This is a genomic window from Vibrio metschnikovii CIP 69.14 (assembly GCF_000176155.1).
Lineage (GTDB): Bacteria > Pseudomonadota > Gammaproteobacteria > Enterobacterales > Vibrionaceae > Vibrio > Vibrio metschnikovii.
On sequence record NZ_ACZO01000007.1, the window covers coordinates 725,667 to 751,165 of the forward strand.

21 protein-coding genes and 1 pseudogene are annotated in these 25,499 nt (G+C 43.6%); 17 read left to right on the plus strand and 5 right to left on the minus strand.

Annotated elements, in window-relative coordinates; all coding sequences use genetic code 11:
• Positions 1-9: 9 nt before the first annotated feature.
• Positions 10-1,242 (minus strand): outer membrane protein transport protein, encoded by a 1,233-nt coding sequence (locus VIB_RS14795; protein ID WP_004397011.1) that lies wholly within the window; start codon positions 1,240-1,242, stop codon positions 10-12.
• A 522-nt stretch (positions 1,243-1,764) separates the two neighbouring features.
• Entirely contained in the window at positions 1,765-3,810 is a 2,046-nt protein-coding gene (locus VIB_RS14800; RefSeq protein ID WP_004397012.1) for an alpha-amylase, read from the minus strand.
• Between the two features lie 302 nt (positions 3,811-4,112).
• On the opposite strand from VIB_RS14800, the gene VIB_RS14805 reads away from it, so the two are divergent.
• Complete coding sequence (locus VIB_RS14805; RefSeq protein ID WP_050782760.1) at positions 4,113-4,655, plus strand: hypothetical protein; 543 nt, start codon at positions 4,113-4,115, stop codon at positions 4,653-4,655.
• 83 nt (positions 4,656-4,738) lie between these two features.
• The gene (locus VIB_RS14810; protein ID WP_004397014.1) at positions 4,739-5,647 is read left to right on the plus strand and encodes an aldo/keto reductase; all 909 of its coding nucleotides are present in this window, start codon (positions 4,739-4,741) and stop codon (positions 5,645-5,647) included.
• Positions 5,648-5,736: 89 nt separating this feature from the next.
• On the opposite strand, the gene VIB_RS14815 is transcribed toward VIB_RS14810, so the two are convergent.
• The gene (locus VIB_RS14815) at positions 5,737-7,062 is read right to left on the minus strand and encodes an anaerobic C4-dicarboxylate transporter (RefSeq protein ID WP_004397015.1); all 1,326 of its coding nucleotides are present in this window, start codon (positions 7,060-7,062) and stop codon (positions 5,737-5,739) included.
• 415 nt (positions 7,063-7,477) lie between these two features.
• Positions 7,478-8,317, minus strand: a complete 840-nt coding sequence (gene nadE, locus VIB_RS14820) for an ammonia-dependent NAD(+) synthetase (protein WP_004397016.1) — start codon at positions 8,315-8,317, stop codon at positions 7,478-7,480.
• A 130-nt stretch (positions 8,318-8,447) separates the two neighbouring features.
• Here nadE and VIB_RS14825 point away from each other — a divergent pair, with 130 nt between their 5' ends.
• Positions 8,448-8,963 (plus strand): nicotinate-nicotinamide nucleotide adenylyltransferase, encoded by a 516-nt coding sequence (locus VIB_RS14825; protein WP_040905305.1) that lies wholly within the window; start codon positions 8,448-8,450, stop codon positions 8,961-8,963.
• A 33-nt stretch (positions 8,964-8,996) separates the two neighbouring features.
• Positions 8,997-9,470, plus strand: coding sequence for a hypothetical protein (locus tag VIB_RS17110; protein WP_050782761.1), 474 nt, complete (start codon positions 8,997-8,999; stop codon positions 9,468-9,470).
• Positions 9,471-9,572: 102 nt separating this feature from the next.
• On the opposite strand, the gene emrD is transcribed toward VIB_RS17110, so the two are convergent.
• Positions 9,573-10,778 carry a multidrug efflux MFS transporter EmrD gene (gene emrD, locus VIB_RS14835; protein ID WP_004397028.1) on the minus strand — a complete coding sequence of 402 codons (1,206 nt, stop codon included), beginning with the start codon at positions 10,776-10,778 and terminating at the stop codon, positions 9,573-9,575.
• 322 nt (positions 10,779-11,100) lie between these two features.
• Between emrD and VIB_RS14840 the strand changes: the two genes are divergently transcribed.
• The 13 genes and pseudogenes from VIB_RS14840 to cas1c all read left to right on the plus strand — a co-directional run bounded on the left by VIB_RS14840 (position 11,101) and on the right by cas1c (position 25,499).
• Positions 11,101-11,379 carry a hypothetical protein gene (locus VIB_RS14840; protein WP_040905308.1) on the plus strand — a complete coding sequence of 93 codons (279 nt, stop codon included), beginning with the start codon at positions 11,101-11,103 and terminating at the stop codon, positions 11,377-11,379.
• Positions 11,380-11,608: 229 nt separating this feature from the next.
• Complete coding sequence (locus tag VIB_RS14845) at positions 11,609-12,517, plus strand: siderophore ABC transporter substrate-binding protein (protein WP_040905311.1); 909 nt, start codon at positions 11,609-11,611, stop codon at positions 12,515-12,517.
• Positions 12,518-12,791: 274 nt separating this feature from the next.
• The gene (gene vctD / locus VIB_RS14850; protein ID WP_004397030.1) at positions 12,792-13,730 is read left to right on the plus strand and encodes an iron chelate uptake ABC transporter permease subunit VctD; all 939 of its coding nucleotides are present in this window, start codon (positions 12,792-12,794) and stop codon (positions 13,728-13,730) included.
• Positions 13,720-14,670, plus strand: a complete 951-nt coding sequence (gene vctG, locus VIB_RS14855) for an iron chelate uptake ABC transporter permease subunit VctG (RefSeq protein ID WP_004397031.1) — start codon at positions 13,720-13,722, stop codon at positions 14,668-14,670. Before vctD ends, vctG begins: the two co-directional genes overlap by 11 nt.
• 6 nt (positions 14,671-14,676) lie before the next feature.
• The gene (gene vctC / locus VIB_RS14860; protein ID WP_004397033.1) at positions 14,677-15,438 is read left to right on the plus strand and encodes an iron chelate ABC transporter ATP-binding protein VctC; all 762 of its coding nucleotides are present in this window, start codon (positions 14,677-14,679) and stop codon (positions 15,436-15,438) included.
• A gap of 210 nt (positions 15,439-15,648) precedes the next feature.
• Positions 15,649-16,842 carry an acetate/propionate family kinase gene (locus tag VIB_RS14865; protein ID WP_004397034.1) on the plus strand — a complete coding sequence of 398 codons (1,194 nt, stop codon included), beginning with the start codon at positions 15,649-15,651 and terminating at the stop codon, positions 16,840-16,842.
• Positions 16,843-17,786: 944 nt separating this feature from the next.
• A complete protein-coding gene (locus tag VIB_RS14870; RefSeq protein ID WP_004397036.1) occupies positions 17,787-20,078 on the plus strand; it encodes a CRISPR-associated helicase/endonuclease Cas3 in 2,292 nt (763 codons plus the stop codon).
• A 359-nt stretch (positions 20,079-20,437) separates the two neighbouring features.
• Complete coding sequence (cas5c, locus tag VIB_RS14875) at positions 20,438-21,115, plus strand: type I-C CRISPR-associated protein Cas5c (protein ID WP_004397037.1); 678 nt, start codon at positions 20,438-20,440, stop codon at positions 21,113-21,115.
• Positions 21,115-22,914 (plus strand): type I-C CRISPR-associated protein Cas8c/Csd1, encoded by a 1,800-nt coding sequence (gene cas8c, locus VIB_RS14880; RefSeq protein WP_004397038.1) that lies wholly within the window; start codon positions 21,115-21,117, stop codon positions 22,912-22,914. Before cas5c ends, cas8c begins: the two co-directional genes overlap by 1 nt.
• The gene (gene cas7c / locus VIB_RS14885; RefSeq protein WP_004397039.1) at positions 22,914-23,783 is read left to right on the plus strand and encodes a type I-C CRISPR-associated protein Cas7/Csd2; all 870 of its coding nucleotides are present in this window, start codon (positions 22,914-22,916) and stop codon (positions 23,781-23,783) included. Before cas8c ends, cas7c begins: the two co-directional genes overlap by 1 nt.
• A 31-nt stretch (positions 23,784-23,814) precedes the next feature.
• Positions 23,815-23,940 carry a hypothetical protein gene (locus tag VIB_RS18250; protein ID WP_004397040.1) on the plus strand — a complete coding sequence of 42 codons (126 nt, stop codon included), beginning with the start codon at positions 23,815-23,817 and terminating at the stop codon, positions 23,938-23,940.
• Between the two features lie 21 nt (positions 23,941-23,961).
• Positions 23,962-24,471: pseudogene (gene cas4 / locus VIB_RS14890) on the plus strand (CRISPR-associated protein Cas4); the annotation flags it as partial.
• Entirely contained in the window at positions 24,468-25,499 is a 1,032-nt protein-coding gene (cas1c, locus tag VIB_RS14895) for a type I-C CRISPR-associated endonuclease Cas1c (protein WP_004397042.1), read from the plus strand. The pseudogene cas4 and the gene cas1c, both read left to right, overlap by 4 nt.

Here is a 25,499-nt window from a genome sequence, read left to right on the forward strand (position 1 = left end):
TTAACCTATTTAGAACTGGTAATTGAGCTGGATGGCACTGATATAGGCATTGGCTTTGGTGTTGAAATTCAAGCTTTGGCCTGCGGCGTTGGTTTCGGTGAAGTTACCTTCCTTGCTTCTTACTAATGCAAAGCCCGCATCTAGGGTCATGGCATCATTCAAGGTGTAAGTAAAACCGGCTGAATACCAGTAGCGGTCACTATCTGGAATGCTCAAGGTGGCTTTACCCGCTTGTTCATCAAATGCTAAACCAGCGCGCAGTGTCCAATCATGATTAAGGCGATAGGTGGTGCCAAGGGACCAGCGGCCGTTGTCTTTATAGTCTTCTGGTTTTTGGAAGCAGACACCGTCTTTACACTCTGCTGAAGTCGCTTTGAGCTCTTTGAATGAACGCCATCCGGTGCGTTGATAGCCATAGTGAATCGCCCATTGGTCATTGAGTTGATGAAAGGCGGATATTTCCCAAATTTCTGGTAGATCAAGTTTTAAGCGGCCGACGACTTCGGGCTTGCTAGCTGCGCCAGAGTTATAGCTAGAAAAGGTACCATCATCGAAATCGAGTTTGACCTGTGAGCGGTAGGAAAATCCAAAGCGGTGATTTTCGTTCACTGAGTAAAGTGCGCCAATATTCCAGCCATAACCTAAGGTATCGCCTTCCATAGAGATCAGCTTATCACTTGGTTGACCACCTAAAGTGGGCGCTAAGCCACCTTGGTGACGATTGAGCTCTGCATGGGCATAAACAAGATTAATCCCAGCGCCCAAACTAAGATGTTGATTGACTTTGTACGCTAGGCTCGGGTTGAGGTTAACCGAAATCAACGCAGTGTCGCCTGCCATGTCACCAGCATAAATGTCGGTTGGGTAATCGGTTGCTACACCATAGGTAGTGAAAAGGCCGATTCCCCAGCTCCACTGTTCATTAATTGGGCTTAAATAATAAGCCGCTGGAACCACTTGGAGAGGAGCGATATCCGACATTTTTTGTTGATTGCTCAGATCATAAACATCAACTTCAGGATCGATGATACTCAGGGCGCCAGAAAATTGCGCACGTTCAAAACGAGTCATTGCCGCAGGGTTGCGAGCTAGCACACTGGCGTTATCTGCCACCGCGCCTTCACCAGAAAAAGCTCGGCCAAGACCGGAGGCGGAATGCTCGGCAACTTGAAAGCCAGCGCTGTATACTGAGCTGCTGGCTATAACGGTAAGTGCAACCAGAGTTCGGGGAAAGGTTTTCATTCTCGTGTTCCTAAGTGTGTATTATCGCCCAAAATAAGGTGCGGTAGCGTCAATTGAGGTGAAGTGGTTGATTCACTCGTCTAAGCTAGTGTGCGGGTGAATCAACCATTTGACCGATGATTAGCCACTTCTTATTTAGTCGGCATAGTATTATTGCAGCCCTTTTTACTTGAAGTTGCAGCGGTGTAGGCTTCGATGCGTTCACCATAATCAAACGGTGTATTTATGTTCATCAGGTTTTACTTACGGGGTACCTAGCTGAAACTTCAGGCCGTTCAGGTCTGTAACATCAAAAAACTAATGTTAAAAATTTGTTTTAATAATGTCAAATGTTTGGTTTTATTAGTGTGAGGGGCGGATTATAAAAGTACATTTCATCAATGTCTTATAGAAATTTTGTGGTTGTACCAGTAGGAGATTGAGCGTTAGGCTAAGATTTTGTTTGAAATGACCAGAAAAAAGCAGTTTAAGCTGCTGTTTATTAGAGACTAAACAGCAGCTTGGTGGGTTTTAAAAACAGAGCTATTGGCCGACAAAGGCGACGACGACGCGATTATTGTCTAACGTACGTGAAAAGACGTAAGCATTGTCTTGTGGGATTGGTTGATGAACTCCTGCACCAATTGCAGGGTTATTTTGGCGAAATTGGCCTAAGGTTTGCCAGTGTTGCAGTAAGGCTGCGCGATCATTATCCCACTGCCAGTTCATTGAAGAGCGAGTCCCTTGATGAAAATCATCCGCATAAGGACCGACTTCGCGAGCGACTTCATCACCATAGTAAACTTGGATTGCTCCTGGAGTGAGCAGCAGAACATTCGCGGCATTACGCTGCATCTCGAGTGATTTAAAGCGCCCAAAAAATAGTTCCGTGTCATGAGATGACATATAACTGACCGGATTAAAATCAGCATGTTTGGCGAGGGTTTGCGAATAGGCTTGGTACACATCCTCCATGGTGCTTAAACAAGCGGCGCCGCGGTCCATTCTTTTTTGTAAATCGAAGTTGATCAGCGCATCGAAACCATCATCAAAATACGGGCTACGATAAGCACTGTGCGCCCAAACTTCGCCCATCATCCAGAACGGTTCACCTTGTTTGCCCTGTTTGGCGCGCCATTCATCAAGGCGTTGGCTAGCGGTTGATTTCAGGCGTTGCCATACTTCCCCTTCGACATGTTTAACGGTATCAATTCGATAGCCATCAATACCAAAACGTTTTACCCAATCGGTTTGCCACTCAATGAGATAATCAGTGACGGTATAATTGTCACGAGATTGGACTCGTGTTCCCGGATTATTGATTAGCCATTGAGGTGGTGTGACAGGCATGTCTGCTTCAGTGAGAAAATCAGGCAATCCCGCTAACGTTAAGGTAAGATCGCTTGACCCCGGCGCTGGATAACCCGGCAGCCCGGCACGTACCCAATCTTTACCCCACCATTGCTGCCAATTTGAGTTTTGATAATCAATATATTGATGAAAACTGTGCCACGTTTCGCCAGTTTTTGGTGCCCAATCGCTCCATTTTTCAGGCAGAGTGCTAGGTTTGACAACGTCAATGCCATCGAACTGCAAATCCGCTAAAGTCGCGTAGCCAGTATGGTTGAGTACCGCATCGAGTAGGACTCTTATGCCTCGCTTATGGGCTTCTGCCACTAAGGTGGCGAGATCTTCATCGGTGCCGAAGTTTTCGTCGATTTTGGTGAAATCTCGCGTCCAATAACCGTGATAGGCATAAAAAGGAAAGGAGCCACTGTCGCCTCCGCCAGTAAAGCCATGCACTTGTTCGACAATAGGCGAGAGCCAAATCGCATCAGTGCCAAGGCTTTTAATGTGATCGAGCTTTTTAATTATCCCTTTGAGATCGCCGCCATGAAAGGTACCAATTTCTTGTTGGCCATCTTTTTTACGGCCATAACTGTGATCGTTACTCGGATCACCGTTATAAAAACGGTCAACCATAACAAAATAGATATTGGCATTACGGTAAGTGAAAGGCTGTGGCTCACTCTTTAGCGGAGCAAGCAGAATAAGTCCGCCACTGGTTGGGGAGGGTGTTAAAGAGACTTGCCCGTTGTTGACTGTAACGATTTGACCGCTCATCGCGTCTTTTAATTCGGTGCCTTCAGCAAAACTATCGGCTAAGGTCAAGGTAACCTCTCCACCTTGATATTGCTCACAAACAACCGAAGGTAGCGGGCGTTGAAATTCGGTTTGTTTCGCTGTGGTTGGCTGACGAACAAAGGCGAGGGTTTTATGTTGGTCATCAAAACTGAACGCATAATCACCAGTAAAGCGGATATTCAGCGGTAATTCTGTCACGGCACCACAGTTAAGCTTGATGGGAGTATTAAAACGAACAGTCTGTTCACTGTCAGCGTGACAGTCGCCCTCAATACCACTGATTTTTAGCGTGTAGTTATCCTTGGTTAACGGTATGACTAACGGCGATGTCGCGCTGAGTGGGAAATCTCGACTATTGGTGGTGGTCGAAATGGTGATATTGGGTGAGGCCAGTACCGCTGGTGCGGCTAGCATCATTGCGTAGGTTAGCGTATGCAGTTTCATTCTTTTTATTCCTTGAATGATGATATCCCCTGCCAATGGCAATTCACCGCTGTGCTGGCCAGAGGTAGATAGGCGAGGAAGAGAGTAAACCGAATTTCATCCTTAACCATAAGTGGTCGGGTATCGCTTGACATCATTCTTGCTGACTACGCCCTAAAAGTTTGATGCACTTCACTGCTTGTCCTTTGGGGGCGTAGAGTCTAAGGCGCTTGTTGCTGAGATTAAGAATCGGCATGATGTGGTTTTGAAAAGAGAGGTATGCTCTCTTTCGTTTGTACTAGAGCTGGCCGAGGAAACATACGATGAGTAAATGGCTATTATGGTTTGGTTTATTTAGCCTACCTGCTCAAGCCGTACATGAAGATTTTTTGTTACCGTTTCTCAACCCCAATCACGCTCTACCGACCTTGTCTGAATGGCAAGAAAGTCACCAGTGGTTAGAGTGCGCTGAGGAGAGTGATCAGCATCGATGGTGCAGTGATGAATTTTATTATTACTCAACATTAGTTTGGGCAAGTATCCGTTTTATGAACGAACAGCCAGTCATGTTAGTCTTACATCTAACCTATTCGGCTCATGACTGGAGTCAATTGCAATTAGCGCTGCGCCGAGATGGCTTTCAAGTTGATCGCGTCCAGATCGCTGAGGCTATTTTTTCCGTTGATGATCAACGGATCGATAAAACCAGCTCTGACGTTGATCGCCAGTTAATCTTATTTCTTAACCATCATGCTCATCGTTTTCCTAAGCGGCAGCAGTGGTCGATGTCTGGACGACAAGTTGAGTTATTGACCGATGGTAAGGATATTGAAGTGCGTTGGCTGGCCGTGGGATCGAATGATTAAATTTAACCGATCGCTTATCGGAAGTAGCGTAGCAAGTTTCGTCTATAAAATTAAATAGAGAGCAAGGTAAAGGAGTAGAAACAATGATTGAGAAAGTTACGATGGCTTCCCAAGGTCCAGAATTTTCTGAGCTAGTGCAAGGATACTGGCGTCTTGGGGAATGGAACATGACGCCGCAATCTCGTTTAACATTCATTAAGCAGCATCTTGAATTAGGTATCAGTACCGTTGATCATGCTGATATCTATGGTAATTATCAATGTGAACGTTTATTTGGTGAGGCCTTGGCTCTTGAACCAGCTTTACGTGACCAACTGCAAATCATTACTAAATGCGACATTAAATTATGTGGTGATAGTTATCCTTCGCAAAAGATCAACCACTATGATACCAGTTCAGCGCACCTCTATCAGTCGGTCAATCATTCATTACAACGTCTCGGCGTTAATGAAATTGATGTGTTATTACTTCACCGACCAGATGTATTAATGAACGCCGATGAGGTAGCCGAAGTGTTCTCTGACTTACATAAAGTTGGCAAGGTCAAACATTTTGGCGTATCGAACTTTAGCCCAGCTCAATTTGATTTGTTACAATCACGCTTATCTAAGCCTTTGATTACTAATCAAGTTGAGATTAATCCGCTGAATATTCAAGTTGCGCATGATGGCACTTTGGATCAATTACAACGTTTACGAACCAGACCGATGGCGTGGTCATGTTTAGCCGGTGGTCAACTGTTTAATGGACAGAGTGAGCAAATTGCCCGAGTACGTCAGGTGCTTGAAGAAATACGCGAAGAGATTGGCGCACAGAGTATCGATCAAGTGGTGTATGCTTGGGTACGTTGCTTACCTTCTAACCCAGTGGTGATCCTTGGTTCCGGCAATATCCAGCGTACACAAGCTGCGGTTGAGGCATTATCGCTGACGTTAACTCGCGAACAATGGTATCGAGTTTGGGTGGCATCCAAAGGTCACAATGTGCCGTAAGTTAAATCGATTAACCTTGCTGAATGAGAAACCAGCCGCATCGAGCGTAAACGATGCGGCTGGTTATTATCAGCTGAGTGGATTAGTGATTAACCAATCACAATTTGTCCGAGCACATAGCCGACACAACACGCACTGATCACGCCCACTAAACCGGGAGCCATAAATGAGTGGTTAAAATACCATTTGCCGATCTTGGTTGTTCCTGTCATATCAAAGTTCACGGTAGCGATATCAGAAGGGTAGTTCGGAATAAAGAAGTAACCGTACAGCGCAGGCATTAACCCGATCAATAACGCAGGTTCGAGCCCCAGTGCTACACCGACCGGTAGCATCATCTTCGCAACGACCGCTTGTGAGTTCACCACAACCGACACAATAAATAATGCTAGTGCAAAGGTCCAAGGATAGGCGTTCACCATATCAATGATCCCTGAGCGAAATTGTGGCATCGCATATTGAAAATAGGTGTCCGACATCCAAGCAATACCAAAAATGGCAATTGCAGCCACCATCCCCGATTTGAAAACTACGCCTTCTGGAACCGTTTTTGGATTAACTTTAGCGACCAATAAAATAATACCGCCGAAACAAAGCATCATCATTTGAATCACGGTCGCCATATCAATCGCCTTATTACCCGAAATCATTCTGACTTCAGGGAACATGGCGATCAAAACAATGATCACAATTGAGAGAATAAAGAGCATGACAGAATTCTTTGCCGCGGCTGGGAGGACTTCATCTAATGATGTGGCGGTTGTGCTAAGAATTTTCTCTTTGAAGATGGGATCTTTTAGCCGTTCTTGATAGTCCTGATCTTGCTCGAGCTCTTTACCTCTACGCATGCTGTAGAGCGACATCAACACGGTTCCAAATAACGTCGCAGGTACCGATACCATCAAAATAGATAACAGCGTGATGTTGTGATTAATCGTCGATAGCTCTGCAAGATAGTAAACAACAGCGGCAGAAATGGGCGAAGCAGTAATGGCGATTTGTGAAGCAACGGAAGCGGCGGCCATCGGACGCTCGGGACGAATACCATTTTTTAATGCGACATCGCCAATGATCGGCATAATCGAGTAAACCGCATGACCCGTTCCAAGCAGAAAAGTCATGGTGTAGGTCACTAAAGGAGCAATCATAGTGACTTGTTTTGGGTTACGGCGTAACAATTTCTCAGCAACTTGCAGCATGTATTTTAAGCCACCCGCCGCTTCTAAGATCGACGCACAAGTGACCACGGCTAAAATGATCAACATGACCGTTACCGGAGGGGAGGTCGGAGGCATTTTAAAAATAAAGACTTCCACCACCAAGCCAATGCCTGAGACAACACCAAGGCCTATCCCACCATAACGGGAACCAATGTATAACACTATTAATAGGAATAAGAATTCCAAATACAACATACTAACCTGACCTTATCATTAAAATTGGGTATCCCAATTCACTCGGATAGCGTGTCTAGAAATGCTCGGTATTTCATCTCTATCTTGCTGTTTAAGTGAGTCGGGTGAATATTCTGTGACTGAGACGATTCACTGCTCAATAAGTTGAATATCTTGGCGTAATTAACGGATTAACCAGCGTATTTTCTGATTTCATCCACAAAAAGTATGAAGTGAAGTTCACACATATTTACATTTTAAAAATGGAAGTGACTTATTGTGATCTTTGTCCCATTAAAATCCGAAAAAGTTAATCTTTTTAAGGTGTTAATGTAGCCAAAGTGTAGTTTTTAACGTGGAAAGCAAGAAAAAGCCGAGCGGATGCTCGGCTGTTTTTAGGGAACGGAAGGCGAATCCGAATCATGCACCACGCTGGTTACAATGATTCGTCATAAATGGTTGGGATCGGCTGTCGTTTATGTTGAGTGACTTGATAGATATGAATCAAACGTTCAGCCACATAGCTAGGGACTGGTTTACCTTCTAAAAAATCATCAATTTGTTGATAAGTGAGATTAAGCGCGTCTTCATCGGCTTTTTGTGGAGCTAGCTCTTCTAAATCAGCCGTAGGGACTTTGTTAACTAAGACTTCAGGTGCGCCCAGTGTGGCGGCCAGTAAGCGCACTTGGCGTTTATTGAGACCAAACAGTGGCGCTAAATCACAGGCACCATCACCATATTTGGTGTAAAAGCCAGTAATGTTTTCCGCAGAATGGTCGGTACCCAGTACCAAGCCACCGACATAGCCAGCGATTTCATATTGAGCAATCATACGTGCCCGCGCTTTAACATTGCCTTTGACAAAATCGACTTTGGCTTGATCATTAGGCAATAAGCCAGTATTGGCGAGTGCTTGATGCGAAGCTGCATGTAAACCATCGACGCCCGCTTTAATGTTGACCGAGACCGCATGAGTGGGTTGAATAAACGATAAAGCTAACTGAGCTTCTTGCTCATCTTTTTGTTCACCATAAGGTAGGCGAACGGCAATAAATTGGTAAGCTTGCGTTTGTTGTTCTTGATTGAGTTGATCAACGGCGAGCTGTGCAAGGCGGCCACACGTGGTTGAATCGACACCGCCACTGATCCCAAGGACTAACGATTGACAGCCAGACGTTAAAAGTTTGCGTTTAATAAACGTGACGCGTCGTTCAATTTCAAAGTGAGGATCAATGCTAGGTTGTACGCGCATTTCTTGTCGAATGATGTGTTCCATAAGATTTCCTTTCTGGCTTGCTAAACCGAGGTGGCTAAGGCTCGCATAATGAGGTGACTTAGGTATATCATACCGCAAACATGAAATTAGAAAACCGTGAATACGGGCTGAGTCTTGAATTGAGGAAACGATGCAAAAAGTGGCCGTCTTTGGTAGTGCGTTTAATCCACCGTCACTAGGGCATAAACATGTTCTTGAGTCGTTGAGCCATTTTGATCGCGTATTATTAATACCCAGCATTAGCCATGCTTGGGGTAAAACCATGCTGGATTACACATTACGCTGTCGTTTAGTCGACGCTTTTATTAAAGACTTGACTACCAGCCATATCGAGTTGTTGGCGATAGAGCAAGCGTTGTGGCAACCAGATCAGAGTGTGACAACTTATGCTTTGTTGACGCATTTACAGAGCCAATTGCCTGATGCTGAACTGACATTTGTGATTGGTCCAGATAACTTCTTTCGTTTCCACGAGTTTTATCGAGCAGAAGAGATTGTGCGGCATTGGTCGGTAATGGTCTGCCCAGAAAAAGTGAACATTCGTAGTACCCATATTCGTCAGGCTATCGCCGCGAGGGAAAATATCCAAGGTCTAACCACTCCGAGTGTTGCCGCGCTCCTTGAACAACTTCAGGTGTATCGCTAATCGTATGCAAAATGCACAAAGAATCATCGCCAAATGATGCAGCCAGTAGTGTGGGGATGGTTGATGTTATCCAGCTCGGTCATGGACTGTTCACCTTACGATGGCGTTGAGCAATCTTTATCAATCCGTTCGGTTATTTTTAGCCATCAAACGGTATGTGATGAATGGCGAGAAGCTAATTATACCGGGTTGACTTTGTCGGTGAATCGATCAGAGAAAGCGGATGACTACTGGACGGGCTGGGTTGCTGATGGTGTTATCAAGGCTGACCCGATAGTCAGTTCTAATTATCAGCAAGGTTATTTTGGCGTCAGTGTCTGGATGCCGGATGAGCTTGCTGAGCAAGAAGCGGAAATGACTTTAGAAGAATGGTTAAAAAATCACGGTGTCGCGCTTAGCTTGGCTTATGGCGATAAGAGAAACGGTTTACCTCGTTTACGCCTCGACTATCGTTGGCATGAAATGTCGCAAACCGATTGGTTTTTACAGCTTGAAATCCCTTTTTAATCCTGAAAAATTAATCACAAAGCAGCAGGGGCGTATTGATTACGCCCCTGATTTATTTGAGTTTGTAGCCAAACAACCTCAAATTGAAAGCACATGGTCATATCAAATTGGTAGTGGCATTGACTGTGATGGGTCTTGCGGCTTGTAGACTCGCTTTAAACCCAGTATCGCCAGCATGGACATCAATAACATAATGATCCCCAGAGGAAGCTGGTTAGTCGTAGGAAACAAAGAGGCGGTTAGCGTGGCTAAGCCCGCGCCTAAGTTTTGCATTCCCCCCAATATCGCACCACCAGTGCCGGCATGGTAAGGCAGTGGATTGAGCGCTCCGGTTGTCGCCGCGGGAAACAAAATACCCGCACCGAGAAAATACACCGTTGCGCCACCAATGAGTGTTAATGCGGTCGTTTGGTCGAACAGACCAGGGATGAGGACAATCATTGAGCCACAAAAAATCGCCATTAGACCGACACGCAACGCTTGTTTTTCACTGTATTTCTGCGCGACGACGCTAGATAACCAAGCGCCAGCTAAGTAACCCGGAATGGGTGTTACAAACAATAAGCTAACAGTTGTCGCTGGCAGAGCTAATACGCCACCAAGTAATACACCTGCAGCAGCTTCAAAGACCGCTAAGCCAGCGAAGGTCGCGACTAAGCAGATTAAGTAGCCTTGAAAGCGGTGATCCGACATCACAAACTGATAACTGCGTATCACAGGTTCTTTTCGGCGGTTCGCTTTCGGTAAGGTCTCGACTAAGCTAGTCAGCATTGTAATCAGCACTGCAATTGCAAAGAGCGATAAAAACAGATAGCTAGATCGCCAGCCAAACGCTTCGGTTAAGTAGCCACCCAATACTGGCGCAATCAGTGGTGAGAAAATCAAACACATACTGATCAAGCTGTTGGCTTGATGAAGTTTACTACCGGTAAAACAGTCACGGGTGAGTGTACGGCACATCGCGCCACCACAGCCAATACCAAGACCTTGAATAAAACTACCGGCTAAAAACCAGTGGTATTGATGAGCGAATAATGCCATCAAAGTCCCGAAAATATAAATAACCAATCCAACAATGATGATCGGTTTTCGGCCTAAGCGATCAGACAGTGGCCCATAAGCAAACTGTGAGAGACCGTAGGGAATTAAATAACACGCCATCACGGCTTGTAGCGCTGATGGAGAAACTAAAAACTCTCCAGCCATATGACCAATAGATGGGACATACATAGTTTGTGTCATTTGACCTACCGCCGCTAAAATCGCGATCAAGAAAGTCAATTTGACTAATGGAAATGTTGCAGACATTACGTTCTCCACCTAACAACATTAAAGCGTGAGGATTGATATCAAGGATGAATAAAAATAACCAGAAAACCAGTGTTTACGGCGCGTGATATTAGTCATCAGTATACGGTTAATCAATCAAAAAGTGATGAAGCTAGCACGATATAATTCTATACTTATGATTAGATAAACTAATCTGAGTTGATGGTGCTAACTTAACCTATTATTGGATGATATGAATTAATGCCACGTTAATGATAAGGTTTTTTTAGGCTTGCTATTGCTTTCAGTCTTTGGAGTCTCTACATTATTTAAATGAGAATCAATATCATGTGTGGTGTTTATGTTAGCGTGGTTAGCAACGGTGGTTTTTTTAGTTGGGATGGGGATGAAAGTGGCGGTTTCGTCACGTTGGCTCATTAGTGTGATTGGCGTGGTCACCTTATTATCGTGGTTTGCATGGTTCGATATACGTTTGGTTTGTCTCGGGTTATTTATTTCAGCCCCCTTTATTGTTCGCTTCACCCGTCAGCATACGGCGCAGTTATGTTTTTTACTGTGTGTGTTGGGATCGACGCTTGCTAGCCTACTCATCACCTTATTGACTCTTCGTCTAATATAACCCGGTTGATTTTCTCAATCGATTGATGGGGCGTTTTAATTGTCTTTTATCATCAATAATATGAATGGCAGACGATGGTCAATATTGTGGTTAAAGGATTTTAGCGTTCAATCTTAACCAAATCGGACGATGGCTATTGCGAGGGAAAACAGAACTGGTTATAGTTCTCGACACTAATGCGAATGCTTATCAAAATATATCGCAGTCATTTTCGCCAGTAAGGAATCGTATGAAATCAATAATCAGTTGGGCAGCATTGGGCTTGCTCACTTCAATGTCAGTCCACGCCGCCAATGTGACCATTGAGCATCAAATGGGTAAAACCACCTTACCGCAAAATCCTCAACGTGTGGTGGTCATTGGTGTTGGCCCATTAGACGCTGTTGATTATTTTGGAATTAATCCTGTCGCCGTCTCAAAAGTTGCCGAGTTGCCTGATTATTTAGCCAAATACCGAGGAGATGATTACGCTCCTGCAGGTTCGTTATTTGAGCCTGATTTTGAGCGTATTTTTATGCAAAAACCGGATCTGATCATTACTGGTCCGCGCGCTGCACGAACGGCTTATGATGAATTGAATAAAATTGCGCCAACCGTAGTATTTGCGGTGGATGATAACCAACCGTATTGGCAGAGCACTCAAGCTCAGTGGCGCAATTTAGGTAAAATTTTTGCTATTGAAGATAAAGTTGAAGAAAAAATTGCCCAGTTAGATCAAAAATTCGCTGAGGTTAACGCTTACAATCAACAGCATCACGCACAAGCGATGACGGTGATGAGTTCTGGTGGCAATATTACCACCTTTGGCGCTAATTCCCGCTTTGCTGCGATTTATAAAGATTTTGGATTCAGTGAGGCAGCACAGGTTAAGCAAACGGCTAACCATGGTAACTTGGTCTCTTACGAATATATCCGTCAAAATAATCCTCAAACGTTGTTTATTATCGACCGCGATAAGTTGGTCAATAAAGGACAAAGCCATACGCGTGATGAATTTGAAAATCCATTGATTAAAGCGACCGATGCCTATAAGCAAGATCGGATGGTATTTTTAGATTTGAATGCTTGGTATTTATCGATTGCCGGTGTGACGGCGACCGAGCAGATGTTAAGTGATATGCAAGTTAGCCTCCATTAATCCTATCGGTTTTCTGTGTGAGACTGCTGTCTTGTTAATGCTCAATAATCGTCATTAGCCAGCGGTTTCACATGGTTTACATTAGGTCACTAACAGACTTGGTTGATGCTCTGAGTCTGTTAGCGCTCTGAGATAGCTACCATCAACCAATCGTTATTGAAGCTTGTGGATTAACGAAACTGGTTTTCTCTACTCATCATAAGATCGATGCTCTAGGCTTTGCTTACCTTCTTGCTAGATTTGATTTCATTTTTGTCGTTATTTGAGGTTAACTTTGAAAAAGTTATTACTCGTGCTCCTATTCCTGAGTTTAGTTTCCTTGTTTGTTGGTGTGGGACAACTGTCTTTTTCTGCGTTGATGCAAGGGGATGAAGTGGCTTGGCAATTGTTGTTGACGAGCCGTATACCGCGTTTATTGGCAGTACTTTTAGCCGGTGGTGGATTGAGCATTGCTGGTCTTATCATGCAGCAAATTAGTCAAAACCGTTTTGCTGCGCCTTCAACGTCCGGCACGATCGAATGTGCGATGCTTGGCTACGTGCTGAGCTTAGTGATTTTTGGTCATGGCGAGAGCTTATTACTGATTTTCTCGACGGCGATGATCGGTACCTTGATGTTTGTGCAACTGATCCAACGTATTCAATTTAAGAATGTGGTGTTTGTTCCGCTGATCGGGATTATCTTTGGCAGTGTTGTTCAATCTGCCGCGACCTTCATCGCTTATCGTTATGACGCTTTACAAAACTTATCGGGTTGGGCGGTGGCTAATTTTGCCAACTTACTGAGTGGTGATTTCGAACTGCTGTATATTGCGATTCCGGTCGCTATGTTGAGCTATTTATACGCTGCAAGAATATCCGCTGTCGGGATGGGTAAAGATTTTGCGATTAATCTCGGTCTTAATTATCAACAGGTGCTCACTCTCGGTGTGTGTTTGGTTTCCATTATGGCGGCATCGGTGGTGATGATCGTTGGACAATTGCCCTTTTTAGGATTGATCGTCCCTAATGTAGTCAGTTATTTTTATGGCGATAACCTGCGTAAAAATATTCCACGTACTGCGCTGTTTGGCGCTTCCCTCGTTCTACTCTGCGACATTATCAGTCGTGTGCTGATTTTTCCTTATGAAATACCGATTTCGATGATCATCAGTATTATTGGCGGCATTGCGTTTATCGTGTTGATTTTGAGAGGTCCTCAGCATGCAAGATAAACATAAAACGCTATTGATGATGGTACTGGCGTTATTATTTGCGGTTCTGTTTATTAGCGTTGGCCTTAACGCCGATAACTATCAGTATTTTTTGTCTCGTCGGATCCCAAAAGTGTTAGCGATTGTGGTGGCTGCTATTGCCATTGCTCAATCCTCTTTAGCTTTTCAAACCATTACTCACAATAGAATTTTGACGCCGAGTATCATGGGGTTTGACGCCTTGTATCTTTTGGTGCAAGTGCTAGTGGTGGTTTTATTTGGCAGCTTCAGCGTGATTATGCTCAATAGCTATTTAAATTTTGCGTTATCGGTTGCTGCTATGCTGGTGTTTTCGAGTTTGCTTTTCACTTTCTATTTTCGCCGTCAGCGCAATAACATTATTGTTCTTTTGTTGTTGGGGGTTATTTTAGGTCAACTATTTTCGAACTTTTCCTCATTTTTCATTATGTTGATGGATCCAAATGACTTTGCGGCGGTGCAAGCCAAAATGTTTGCCAGCTTCAATAATGTTAACGTGAAATTGGTTTATGCCGTCTCTCCGTTATTACTTGTGGTGAGTTATTTACTGTTCCGTATGCATCGTACACTCGATGTTTTTTGGCTCGATAATGATAATGCGATCAGCCTCGGCGTTAATGTCAAGCGCACCACGCGTGATGTCATGTTGCTGAGTGCCGTGTTGGTTTCTATTTCTACGGCTTTAGTGGGGCCAGTAATGTTTTTCGGTTTGCTGGTGACCAATTTAACTCGTGAATGGTTACGCTCTTATCAGCATCGTGTGCTGCTGATCGCTTGCTCTGCTATGTCGGTCGTCGCCCTTTTAGGCGGTCAATGGATAGTAGAAAACGTATTCTCATTCGGTACTACCTTGAGCGTGATCATTAACTTCATTGGTGGGATTTATTTCCTCTCTCTTCTCTTGCGTAATAAAGTGGTGTAGCCCGTTATGATTCAATTAGACAAACTGACCAAGTATTTCGGCTCTCAAGCTGTGGTTCATCAAGCGAGCGCGCAATTTTCGAAAGGCCAGGTGACCTCAATTATTGGTCCGAATGGGGCAGGCAAGAGCACTTTGTTATCAATGGCAAGCCGCTTAATGTCACGTGATGAAGGTAAAGTTTGGATTGAAAGCCGTGAATTGGTGGATTGGGATACCAAAAGCCTCGCCAAAAAATTGTCCGTTTTACGTCAAGCCAACAACCTGACCATGCGCTTTACTGTGCGTGAGTTGGTTGCTTTTGGACGTTTTCCACATTCTCAAGGTAAGCTCACGGTAGAGGATAACGCGATCATTGATCAAGCGATTGCCTATCTTGATATTAAAAGCATGGAGCATAAATACCTTGATGAATTGAGCGGTGGTCAACGCCAGCTGGCGTTTATTGCGATGGTCATGGCTCAAGATACCGATTGTGTCTTTTTGGATGAACCGCTGAATAACTTAGATATCAAACACTCACTGCAGATTATGGAAACGATCCGCCGTCTGGCGCATGATTTAAACAAAGCGGTCGTGGTGGTCATTCATGATATCAATTTTGCTTCCTGTTATTCCGATCGGATTATTGCTCTAAAAAAGGGAATGGTAGTCGCCAGTGGGTCGGTGGAAGAGGTGATCCAAGCTTCGGTACTAGAAGACATTTACGAAACGCCTTTTCGAGTCTTAGATCTGGAAGGGAAACGAATGTGTCTTTATCACACCGCTTAAGATGAGGCTTTTATCGAGGCGGATAAGGGCAGAGAAATATTTCTCGCTAGAAAAGAATAGATTATTTGTTACAGATCAATAAAAGAAGCGGCTTAACCGAGCAAAACAACAAAACAAAAGTTGAAAGATTCAAAAATTATTGAATAATGGGTGGCACGAAAAAAGAGAAGCGCAGGCTTCAAACTCATAGTCGAATACAGGATACTCCCCATGTCGAACTCGTACGTGTTGGTTATTAACTCTGGTAGCTCATCACTGAAATTTGCGGTTATTGATTCTAATACGGGTGATGCCGTATTGAGTGGTCTCGGTGAATGCTTTGGGCTGGATGATGCTCGAATGAGCTGGAAATGTAGCGGAGAAAAAGCCAGTTGCACCATTCAAGGTGAAAATAACCACCATCAGTTAGCGGTAGAAAAACTGGTTGAGTTAGTCAAAACTTACGGTCTGATCGATGAGGTGGTGGCGATAGGACACCGCGTCGTTCATGGCGGTGAAAAGTTCACAAAAACCGTTAAGTTAGATGAGAAAATTGTACAAGAAGTCGAAGCGTTGAGTGATTTAGCTCCGCTGCATAACAAAGCTCATGCGATTGGTATGCGTGCAGCGATGCATACTTTTCCTGAGCTGCCACAGTTTGCGGTTTTTGATACCGCCTTCCACCAAACGATGCCACCGAAGGCTTACACCGGTGGTATTGCTAAATCGCTTTATACCGAATTTGGTATTCGCCGATATGGTTTTCATGGTACCAGCCATTACTTCGTCAGTCGTGAAGCGGCCAAAATGCTCAATAAGCCCATTGAACAAAGCAGTTTTATCTCTGTTCATTTAGGTAATGGTGCATCCGTTTGTGCGATTAAAGATGGTCAGAGTGTTGATACCAGTATGGGCTTTACTCCCTTATCTGGTTTGATGATGGGTACTCGATGCGGTGACCTTGACCCTGGGATCATTGAATTCTTGTTGAAAAAAGGGTGGACGCAAGAGCAGGTATTTAACTCATTAAATAAAGCGTCTGGTTTCCTTGGTGTGTCCGGTTTAACCAGTGATGCGCGTGGTATCCTTGAAGCCATGGATCAAGGCCACGAAGGTGCGACGTTAGCCTTCCAAGTGTTTACTTACCGCGTGGCTAAATACATCGCTTCCTATCTTGCTGCCCTAGATTCTTTAGATGGAATTATTTTTACGGGTGGTATTGGTGAAAATGCCCTGCCTATCCGCCGTGAAATCTTACGCAATTTAAAAATTCTTGGCTTTGTAGAAGATGAGCAGGCGAATGAACAGGCTCGTTTCGGCAATGCTGGGATCATCGCCAGATCAGAACCATTAGGCGCAGTGGCCCTTGTTGTGCCTACTAATGAAGAATTTGTAATTGCTCAGCAGTCGATTGAATTACTGTAATTAATAGTAAAAAAGATAGTAAAAAGCGAGCTTCGTGCTCGCTTTTTTTGATTCTGCTGTTGGATAGACCATCGCTAAGCACGCGAAGATAATCGATTGGTTTGTGTTAAGACTAATATCAGCAAAGCAATTACGATCACCGCCACAGATAGATGAGTGCTACCGCTGTTAACCAAATCAGTTTCTCTAACAGTCACATTGCTTTCATGTACTCGTTGTAGTTTACTTTTTATCACTCAAACTAAAATACATCAGCCAGTAGGTTGAATTTCCTCAGTCTTGACTATTTTGATTCCGCCTTTTTCATTAGCTTGAATGCCATAGTTAGGAGGCGACTAACGTAGTTTTTACTTGTTCTCACTGACATTGTGGCGAACATGATTCAATTGTGTTTGTCGTTCGAATATGCATTCAATACTCGCCAGAAAATCATAGAATAACAGTATCTTTCTTTGTCTTCCGTCAATTTGAAGTGAAGATAAGTGTTCGAGCAAGGCTTGTCGTTCATTCTCAATCACTTGAGCCAACAATCATTGAGATCTCATTTTTAAAAGTCCACTCAACGTGTTTTCTGGTTTGTGCGGTTCTATAGCGCTATTATGGTTTTTTATGCACTGCAATTAGTTGATTTTTATGGCGTCACAATCAACTGGTTTGGCAATATTTTTTCCGATGTATACCTAAACCACCTGGAGTTGCAGCTAGATGGCAAGTGAGCGAAAAATTTGTCTGGAATAAATTTGAACAGCCCTAGGCTTACCTGTGGTGAGAGCCAAGGATGGCTCTCATAATACCTATGAGCATAGGCAAGCGATGTGATTAGAGTGAACGAACGTAGTCAACACCCCAGCAGCTTCAAGTAAAATGGTATAAGCCCAATTGAGTTTTATATGGCCCATCCCGATAGTGATAAATGAATTAATTTTAGCGCAAAGGATATATTAATGAGTAACTACTTTGGACATTCAGGTAATAAAGAAGATAAGTCTGACTGGCAACCATTACAAGATCATTTGTGTCGAGTGGCTTTGTGCGCAGAACTAAACTCAAAATATTTTAAAGCAGCTAAACTATCTTATCTTGCAGGTCTTTTACATGATCTGGGAAAATATACTCCAGAATTTCAAGCAAGGCTTGAAGGTGCCTCAAGCAAGGTAGATCATGCTACGGCTGGCGCTAAAATCGCGGCTGAAATTTTGCCAGACGAAAAATTTAACAATTTTCCATTTTATAAATTTGTTGCTTATGCCATAGCAGGTCACCATGCAGGATTATCTAATGGAACTGGTGAAGGAGATGGACGTCGAGCGCTTAAAGACAGACTGGAGCTACAATTTGGCAAAGACTTACCTGTGCTAGATAGTGAGACTTGGCAGTCTGAACTTGTCTTGCCATCAATCGAATCTCTTATTCCAGAGATATCACCAAACCCTGATGCCGATTTGCAAGGTTTCCAATACGCGTTTTTGATTCGGATGATTTTTTCGTGTTTGGTTGATGCGGATTTTATTGATACTGATGAGTTCTATAAACGGCTTGAAGGTAAGCCCTTATTGCGTGGAGATTATCCTCAATTATCAGAGTTAAAAATACAGTTTGATCAAAAATTAGCTGACAAGATCAAAAGTACTGACCAAACGAAAACCGTTAATCAACTTCGTAAAGAGATTCTTGATACAGCCCGTCTCAAAGCAAAACTTACTCCAGGATTATTCACTTTAACTGTGCCGACCGGAGGAGGAAAAACCCTTAGTTCTATGGCTTTTGCATTAGAGCACGCTCTGGCGCATAACATGCGTAGAGTAATTTATGTCATTCCGTTTACCAGTATTATTGAGCAGAATGCTCAAGTATTTCGTGACGCATTTGGCGAGCTGGGGGAGGCCTCTGTTTTAGAGCATCACAGTAATTTTGATGATCGCAAAATAAAAGATAAAGAAGGTGCTGAAGAAACCCGTGACAAATTAAAACTAGCAATGGAAAACTGGGATATGCCAGTGGTTGTCACGACGGCAGTACAGTTTTTTGAGTCTTTGTTTGCTGACCGTCCCTCCCGTTGCCGCAAACTGCATAATATTTCTGGCAGTGTGATTATTCTGGACGAAGCACAAACTCTGCCGCTTAAATTTCTCCGCCCTGTGATGGCGGTAATCGATGAGTTGGCGCGCAACTATGGCTGTTCTATCGTACTCTGCACCGCGACTCAACCAGCATTGTGTGAACCTGATTTTACTAACGGATTCACAAATGTGCGCGAGATTGCCCCTGAACCTAAGAGACTTTTTGACGAACTCAGTTTGGTGAGTGTCTCTCATTTGGGCGAACTTAGTGATGATGAGTTAGTCTCGCGTATTCAAGCGAATAATCAAATTCTTACGATAGTTAATAATCGCCGCCATGCCCAATCGCTGTTCCGAACACTAAATACGCAGCAAACAGTAGGGGTGTTTCATTTAACAACCTTGATGTGTCCAGCGCACCGAACAGCAACTTTGGATGAGATTCGTAAGCGGTTAGACCCAAAAAAACCTCAGCCATGCCGAGTCATCTCGACATCGCTGATTGAAGCTGGGGTTGATGTTAGCTTTCCTTGTGTGATGCGTGCCGAAGCTGGCTTAGATTCAATTGCGCAAGCGGCAGGGCGCTGTAATCGTGAACGATTGTGGGGAAAAGAAGATAGCCACGTTTGGATTTTTCGATCTCCGGATTGGCCCATCCCACCTGAATTAAAAGGGCTCTCGGCAGATATGCGAGCGGTGCTGCGAAAAGGCCATGACAATTTATTAGACCAACTGGCTATCAAAGAGTATTTCTCGAATGTTTATTGGCGCAAAGGAGAAGAACTCGATCAGAAACAGCTTTTAAAAGCCTGTCGAATTGGTGCTTCGAAGTTAGATTTCCCATTTCAGAGCATTGCCAGTGTTTTCAGAATGATTGACAGCTTTATGTGCCCGGTTTTAATCCCTTATAACGATGAAGCACGCAAGCTATTGAACGAACTTGAAAGCACGGATGATGTGAGTTGTGTTTTAAGAAAGCTACAGCCTTATATAGTACAAATCCCACAAAATGGTTTTGACAGCTTGCGATTGGCAAAAGTGATTCAAACAGTTGCACCGTATCGGTTTGAAGAACAGTTTTGGGAGTTAGTGAACATGGACATATATCATCCAAAATCTGGACTCAGTTGGTCTGATCCTAATTTTATCAAGGCTGAAAACTTAGTTTTTTGTTAATACTAAAAACACAAAGAAGTCATTTTTTGACAGGTGCTTGTCTGCGTACTATTTTCTTTAAGGTACGTTGAGGAGAGTTAAAGTGAATAGTCGATGGTCGATCTATGTTAAGAAAGATGAAAACAATAAACTAGTTTTCAAATTTGGGGGACAGTTTTCTTTTTCGGTCAAAGTCATTGTCTGGAGCCTAAGCATCGTATTGATGGCCTTGACTGGTCATTTTCTCTTCTAAAAGACTGGTGTCGCGCCTGTTGTTGGTGCGTGGATTGAAACTTTGTCTGTTTTGTATTGGAGATGTCGCCTCTCCCGCAGAGGCGTGGATTAATTTATGAATTAAGAGAAGCCAAAAGGAGAGCATTATGGCTTACGGCATCAAGCTGCATGTTTGGGGTGAATATGCGTGCTTTACTCGACCGGAAATGAAGGTGGAACGCGTTTCTTACGACGTTATCACCCCATCGGCTGCAAGGGGGATTTTGGAAGCTATTCACTGGAAACCGGCCATTATTTGGGTAATCGACCGTATTCATGTATTAAAACCCGTGCGTTTTGAGTCTATTCGGCGCAATGAATTAGGTAATTGCAAAGTGTCCAGTGCCAAAGTCAGTGGTGCAATGAAACGCAAAAGTACCCAAGATTTAAGTTTCCTGATTGATGATGGTGATAATCGTCAACAGAGGGCAACAACCTTGCTTCGTGATGTGAGTTACGTTATTGAAGCGCATTTTGAGTTGAGTGACAAAGCAGGCACAGAGGATTCCATCGGAAAGCATCTCGACATTTTTAACCGTCGTGCTCGCAGGGGACAGTATTTTCATCAGCCTTGTTTAGGAAACCGTGAATTCCCTGCGTATTTTTCTCTAATTGAGCATGAATGGGATTTTCCTAAATCAGAATTGGCAACCGCCAGTAAAGATCTCGGCTGGATGCTGCATGATATTGATTTTGCGAACGGCGCTGAGCCTAGATTTTTTCGAGCAGAATTAAAGGATGGGATGATAGATGTGCCTCCTTTTCGATCTTCGAAGGTGGTGTAATGATTTTATCAGCCTTAAATCAATACTACGATCGCCTTAATAGCGGTAACCAAAGCAAGGTTCCTACATTTGGCTTTAGCGAAGAAAAAATAAGCTATGTTCTAGTACTTTCAGAACAAGGGGAGTTGGTCGATATAGTTCCTAACTTAACGGATGAAAAAAAACCAAAACCGAAATTAATGAATGTCCCTCGTCCTGAGAAAAGAACGTCAGGAATAAAACCAAACTTTCTATGGGACAAAACAGCTTATGTCTTAGGCATTTCTTTGCCTAAGGGCAAAAAAAACGAGGCAATTTTTGACTTTAGCCTACCCACATTCGAAGCCTTTCGAGAATGGCATTTATCTCTGCTAGAGCACTCTGAAGATAAGGGATTAAAAGCATTAGCGATATTCTTACAAAATTGGCAGCCGGAGAACTTTGGAAACTCTATTCTTACTCAAGATGTTTTGGACGCTAATATCGTTTTCCAATTGGATGGAATGCGTCAATACATCCACGAATCAGATGAAGCAAAAACTATTTGGGGTAGTTTGCTGCAATCGGATGATGTCAAGCAAGCCACATGCTTAATTACAGGTAAGAAAGCGCCTATCTCCAGATTACACCCTGCTATTAAAGGCGTTGCAGGTGGGCAAAGCTCTGGTGTTTCCATTGTCTCTTTTAATAAAGAATCGTTTGAATCTTTTGGTAAAGGGCAAGGGGACAATGCTCCTGTATCTGAACAAGCAGCCTTTGCTTACACAACGGCATTAAATTACTTGCTACGTCGAGAGAATGATCAGGTCGTCAATTTAGGCGACACCATTGTGGTGTTTTGGGCATTGGCAGAGAGTGAGCACAAGGCCAAGAGTGCTGAAGCATTTTTTTTAAGGGGCTTTAACCCACCAATGCCAAGCGATGACAGCGAAGTGGCGGCGCTTGGAGCTGAATTAGAAAAGCTGGTAAAAGGGCGACCATTGCCAGAAATATCACCGGATCTAGATCCCAATACGCAATTCTTCATCTTAGGTTTGGCACCTAATGCTGCCCGTCTTTCTATCCGCTTTTGGCTACAAACCGACCTTGGGCATATTCAGCAGAGATTTGCGGAACACTTTCAAGATTTGGCTTTAAATCGACAGCCTTGGAAAACAGCGCCGTCAGTGTGGCGTTTATTGCTGCAATTGGCACCTCATCGAGATGGGCAAAAGCCAAAGATTGATGATGCTCCAGCTCATTTAGCTGGTGAATTGATGCGCGCTATTTTAACCGGACAGCGTTACCCAAGAGCGATATTGGCTCAATTGCTAGCACGGTTCAGGGCTGATGGCGATATTAGTGAGTTGCGGGTTGCGATGGTGAAAGCGGTATTGCAAAGAGAACTCAGATTACTTGGAAAAGAGGAGATTTCTATGAGCTTAGATGAGTCAAATACTAACCCCGCGTATTTGTTGGGAAGGCTATTTGCAGTGTTGGAAAGCATTCAACGAAACGCTTTGGGTGACAAAGTCAATGCGACAATTACAGACAAGTATTATGCCTCAGCATCGACTGTGCCTTACTCAATTTACCCAAGGCTATTATCCGGTAGCAAACACCACCTGTCGAAATTACGCAAGGAAAAACCTGGTCTAGCCGTTACGTTAGAAAAAGAGCTTGGCAACATTATGGGGATGCTATCAACAGAATTTCCACGGCATTTTTCAATTGAGCACCAAGGCCGCTTTTCGATTGGCTATTACCATCAAAAAAATGCACGCTTTTCTCAATCCGAACAAATAAAAACCGATGAATCAATGACAGAAGGGAATGACTAATGACCATCCAAAACCGCTGTGAATTTGTTTACTTTTTTGATGTAACAAATGGTAACCCGAATGGAGATCCTGATGCGGGGAATATGCCGCGTCTTGATCCTGAATCGAGTAAAGGTTTAGTGACCGATGTAAGCCTTAAACGCAAGATAAGAAACTATATTCAGCTCACTGAAGAAAACTCACCAGGTTATGACATTTACGTGCAGGAAAAGAGTGTTTTAAATCAACAAAATCAAAAAGCGTATGATGCGCTGGAAATTAAACCTGAGTCAAAAAAATTGCCCAAAGATCAAGCTAAGGCAAAAGAACTAACGGCTTGGATGTGTGCTAACTTCTTTGATGTCCGTGCCTTTGGCGCGGTAATGACCACGGAAGTGAACTCTGGTCAAGTTCGCGGGCCATTACAGTTGGCGTTTGCTAAGTCCATCGATCCGATTATTCCACTGGAAATCTCAATTACACGTATGGCTGTCACCAACGAGAAGGATTTGGAAAAAGAACGTACTATGGGTCGAAAGCACATCGTTCCATATGGACTTTATCGTGTACATGGCTTTGTTTCCGCTAAATTAGCTGAGAAAACGGGCTTCTCTGAAGGAGATTTAGAGAAAGTGTGGAAAGCTTTGGAAATGATGTTTGAGCATGATCACTCCGCAGCCAGAGGAGAAATGGTCGGACGTAGTTTAATTGTGTTTAAGCATGAAAACGCTTTAGGTAATGCCCCTGCACATAAATTGTTTGAACGCGTTACAGTTGAAAGACTCAATGGCGAAGAAGGCACGCCTGCCGCTGCATTTTCTGATTACAAAATCAATTTTAATGCAGAGGGATTGGATGCTTTGGGCGTTGAAGCCAAACAATATTTCTAGGTGGTTAATCAGAGAGTAAGGTCTATGAATCATGGATTTTACTCTTATCTGGAGTGTTCATTTCATGGAAGAGCAGCGGCTAATCAACATCTCCGCTCTACAACACTTTGCTTTTTGTCAGCGCCAATGTGCGCTGATCCACTTAGAGCAAGTGTAGCAAGAAAACTACCTAACGGCACACGGGCGGCAGTTACATGAGCGCGTTGATAACGGCGAGCCAGAAACCCGTAAAGGGGTGCGTTTTGAACGTGGCGTAGTGGTGACTGCGCCACAATTAGGCGTAACAGGCAAATTAGACTTATTAGAGCACCATAAACTCAGCAACCAATTTGTTCCCGTTGAATATAAACGAGGGAAGCCAAAAGCCAGCGATATCGACAAAGTACAGCTGTGCGCGCAAGCTTTATGTATCGAAGAAATGCTATCCGTTGAAGTCAAAAATGGTGCACTTTGGTATTGGCAAACACGCAAACGCATTGAAGTTGAGTTCGATAACCCACTGCGAACGAAAACTAACGCCTTGATTACCCAAGTGCAACAGCTGTTTGCAAACGGAAAAACACCTCCGCCAACCAAAGGTAAACACTGTAAGGCATGTTCTTTAATTGAGATCTGTCAGCCAGATTTAACCAATAAAGATGGTTCAAGCGGTTACGTAGCCGGATTGTTTAACACGGAGGCGGAATGAAAAAACTGCAAAACTCACTTTATATCACTAAAGATGGCGTCTATTTACATAAGCAACGCGAAACCTTACTAATTGAACAGAAAGTGGATGGAGAAAAGCAAAAACTGATGCAGCTTCCTATTCATTCTATTGGTAGCATATTTTGTTTTGGTAATATTATGGTTTCGCCGCAGTTACTTGGCTTTTGTGGTGAAAATGGTACACATCTCGCTTTTTTTGATATGCATGGTCGTTTTCTCGCCAATGTGGTTGGCAAACAAACGGGCAACGTATTATTGCGTAGGCAGCAGTTTAGCGTTCAGGAGCAGGCTGCAAACGAACTTGCCAAGCACATTGTCGCCGCAAAAATACGTTCATCTCGTATGTTGCTTTTACGCTTTAGGCGCAATCACAATAGTACGCCACAGTTAGAAAAAGCCATTGATCGTTTAAAACAAATTATTGAGCAACTCAAAGGAGTGACTGTCTACGATACCATTTTAGGGCTAGAGGGAGAGGCCGCATCACATTACTTTTCTGCTTTCGCTGACATGTTTAAAGGCAACGAAAGTAAACAATTATTTGCTAAGCGCACTCGAAGGCCGCCTAAAGATCCCGTTAATGCGGTTATTTCACTGCTTTATTCTGTATTAGGGCAAGAGATCAGTGGGGCATTACAAGGAGTTGGATTAGATCCTCAGGTCGGTTTTTTACACAAGGAGCGTCCGGGCAGAAATAGCCTCGCCCTCGATCTTTTAGAAGAGTTTAGAGCTTATGTTGTCGATAGTATTGCCTTAAAACTCTTTAATAATAAAAGCCTCACCACGAAAGACTTTGAGACAGATTGTCTTGGTGGAGTCAGCATAAAAGACGACGCGCGTAAACTGGTTTTTCAGGCGTACCAAGCTAAAAAACAAGAAGAAGTCATACACCCTTTTTTGCAAGAAAAGGTGCAAATTGGTTTATTACCGCATGTCCAAGCTATGTTATTAGCCCGGCATTTACGTGGTGACTTAGCCTATTATCCGCCATTTGTGATCAAAAAATAA

Excerpts from the sequence above, each read along its gene's own strand:
- VIB_RS17110 (WP_050782761.1), top strand. The coding sequence starts at position 8,997 with ATGATGCAGCCAGTAGTGTGGGGATGGTTGATGTTATCCAGCTCGGTC.
- cas1c (WP_004397042.1), top strand. The coding sequence starts at position 24,468 with ATGAAAAAACTGCAAAACTCACTTTATATCACTAAAGATGGCGTCTAT.
- vctC (WP_004397033.1), top strand. The coding sequence starts at position 14,677 with ATGATTCAATTAGACAAACTGACCAAGTATTTCGGCTCTCAAGCTGTG.
- VIB_RS18250 (WP_004397040.1), top strand. The coding sequence starts at position 23,815 with ATGGATTTTACTCTTATCTGGAGTGTTCATTTCATGGAAGAGCAGCGG.
- VIB_RS14825 (WP_040905305.1), top strand. The coding sequence starts at position 8,448 with ATGCAAAAAGTGGCCGTCTTTGGTAGTGCGTTTAATCCACCGTCACTA.
- VIB_RS14845 (WP_040905311.1), top strand. The coding sequence starts at position 11,609 with ATGAAATCAATAATCAGTTGGGCAGCATTGGGCTTGCTCACTTCAATG.
- VIB_RS14810 (WP_004397014.1), top strand. The coding sequence starts at position 4,739 with ATGATTGAGAAAGTTACGATGGCTTCCCAAGGTCCAGAATTTTCTGAG.
- cas8c (WP_004397038.1), top strand. The coding sequence starts at position 21,115 with ATGATTTTATCAGCCTTAAATCAATACTACGATCGCCTTAATAGCGGT.
- VIB_RS14865 (WP_004397034.1), top strand. The coding sequence starts at position 15,649 with ATGTCGAACTCGTACGTGTTGGTTATTAACTCTGGTAGCTCATCACTG.
- VIB_RS14840 (WP_040905308.1), top strand. The coding sequence starts at position 11,101 with ATGTTAGCGTGGTTAGCAACGGTGGTTTTTTTAGTTGGGATGGGGATG.
- vctG (WP_004397031.1), top strand. The coding sequence starts at position 13,720 with ATGCAAGATAAACATAAAACGCTATTGATGATGGTACTGGCGTTATTA.
- cas5c (WP_004397037.1), top strand. The coding sequence starts at position 20,438 with ATGGCTTACGGCATCAAGCTGCATGTTTGGGGTGAATATGCGTGCTTT.
- VIB_RS14800 (WP_004397012.1), bottom strand. The coding sequence starts at position 3,810 with ATGAAACTGCATACGCTAACCTACGCAATGATGCTAGCCGCACCAGCG.
- VIB_RS14795 (WP_004397011.1), bottom strand. The coding sequence starts at position 1,242 with ATGAAAACCTTTCCCCGAACTCTGGTTGCACTTACCGTTATAGCCAGC.
- cas7c (WP_004397039.1), top strand. The coding sequence starts at position 22,914 with ATGACCATCCAAAACCGCTGTGAATTTGTTTACTTTTTTGATGTAACA.
- VIB_RS14815 (WP_004397015.1), bottom strand. The coding sequence starts at position 7,062 with ATGTTGTATTTGGAATTCTTATTCCTATTAATAGTGTTATACATTGGT.
- VIB_RS14870 (WP_004397036.1), top strand. The coding sequence starts at position 17,787 with ATGAGTAACTACTTTGGACATTCAGGTAATAAAGAAGATAAGTCTGAC.
- emrD (WP_004397028.1), bottom strand. The coding sequence starts at position 10,778 with ATGTCTGCAACATTTCCATTAGTCAAATTGACTTTCTTGATCGCGATT.
- nadE (WP_004397016.1), bottom strand. The coding sequence starts at position 8,317 with ATGGAACACATCATTCGACAAGAAATGCGCGTACAACCTAGCATTGAT.
- VIB_RS14805 (WP_050782760.1), top strand. The coding sequence starts at position 4,113 with ATGAGTAAATGGCTATTATGGTTTGGTTTATTTAGCCTACCTGCTCAA.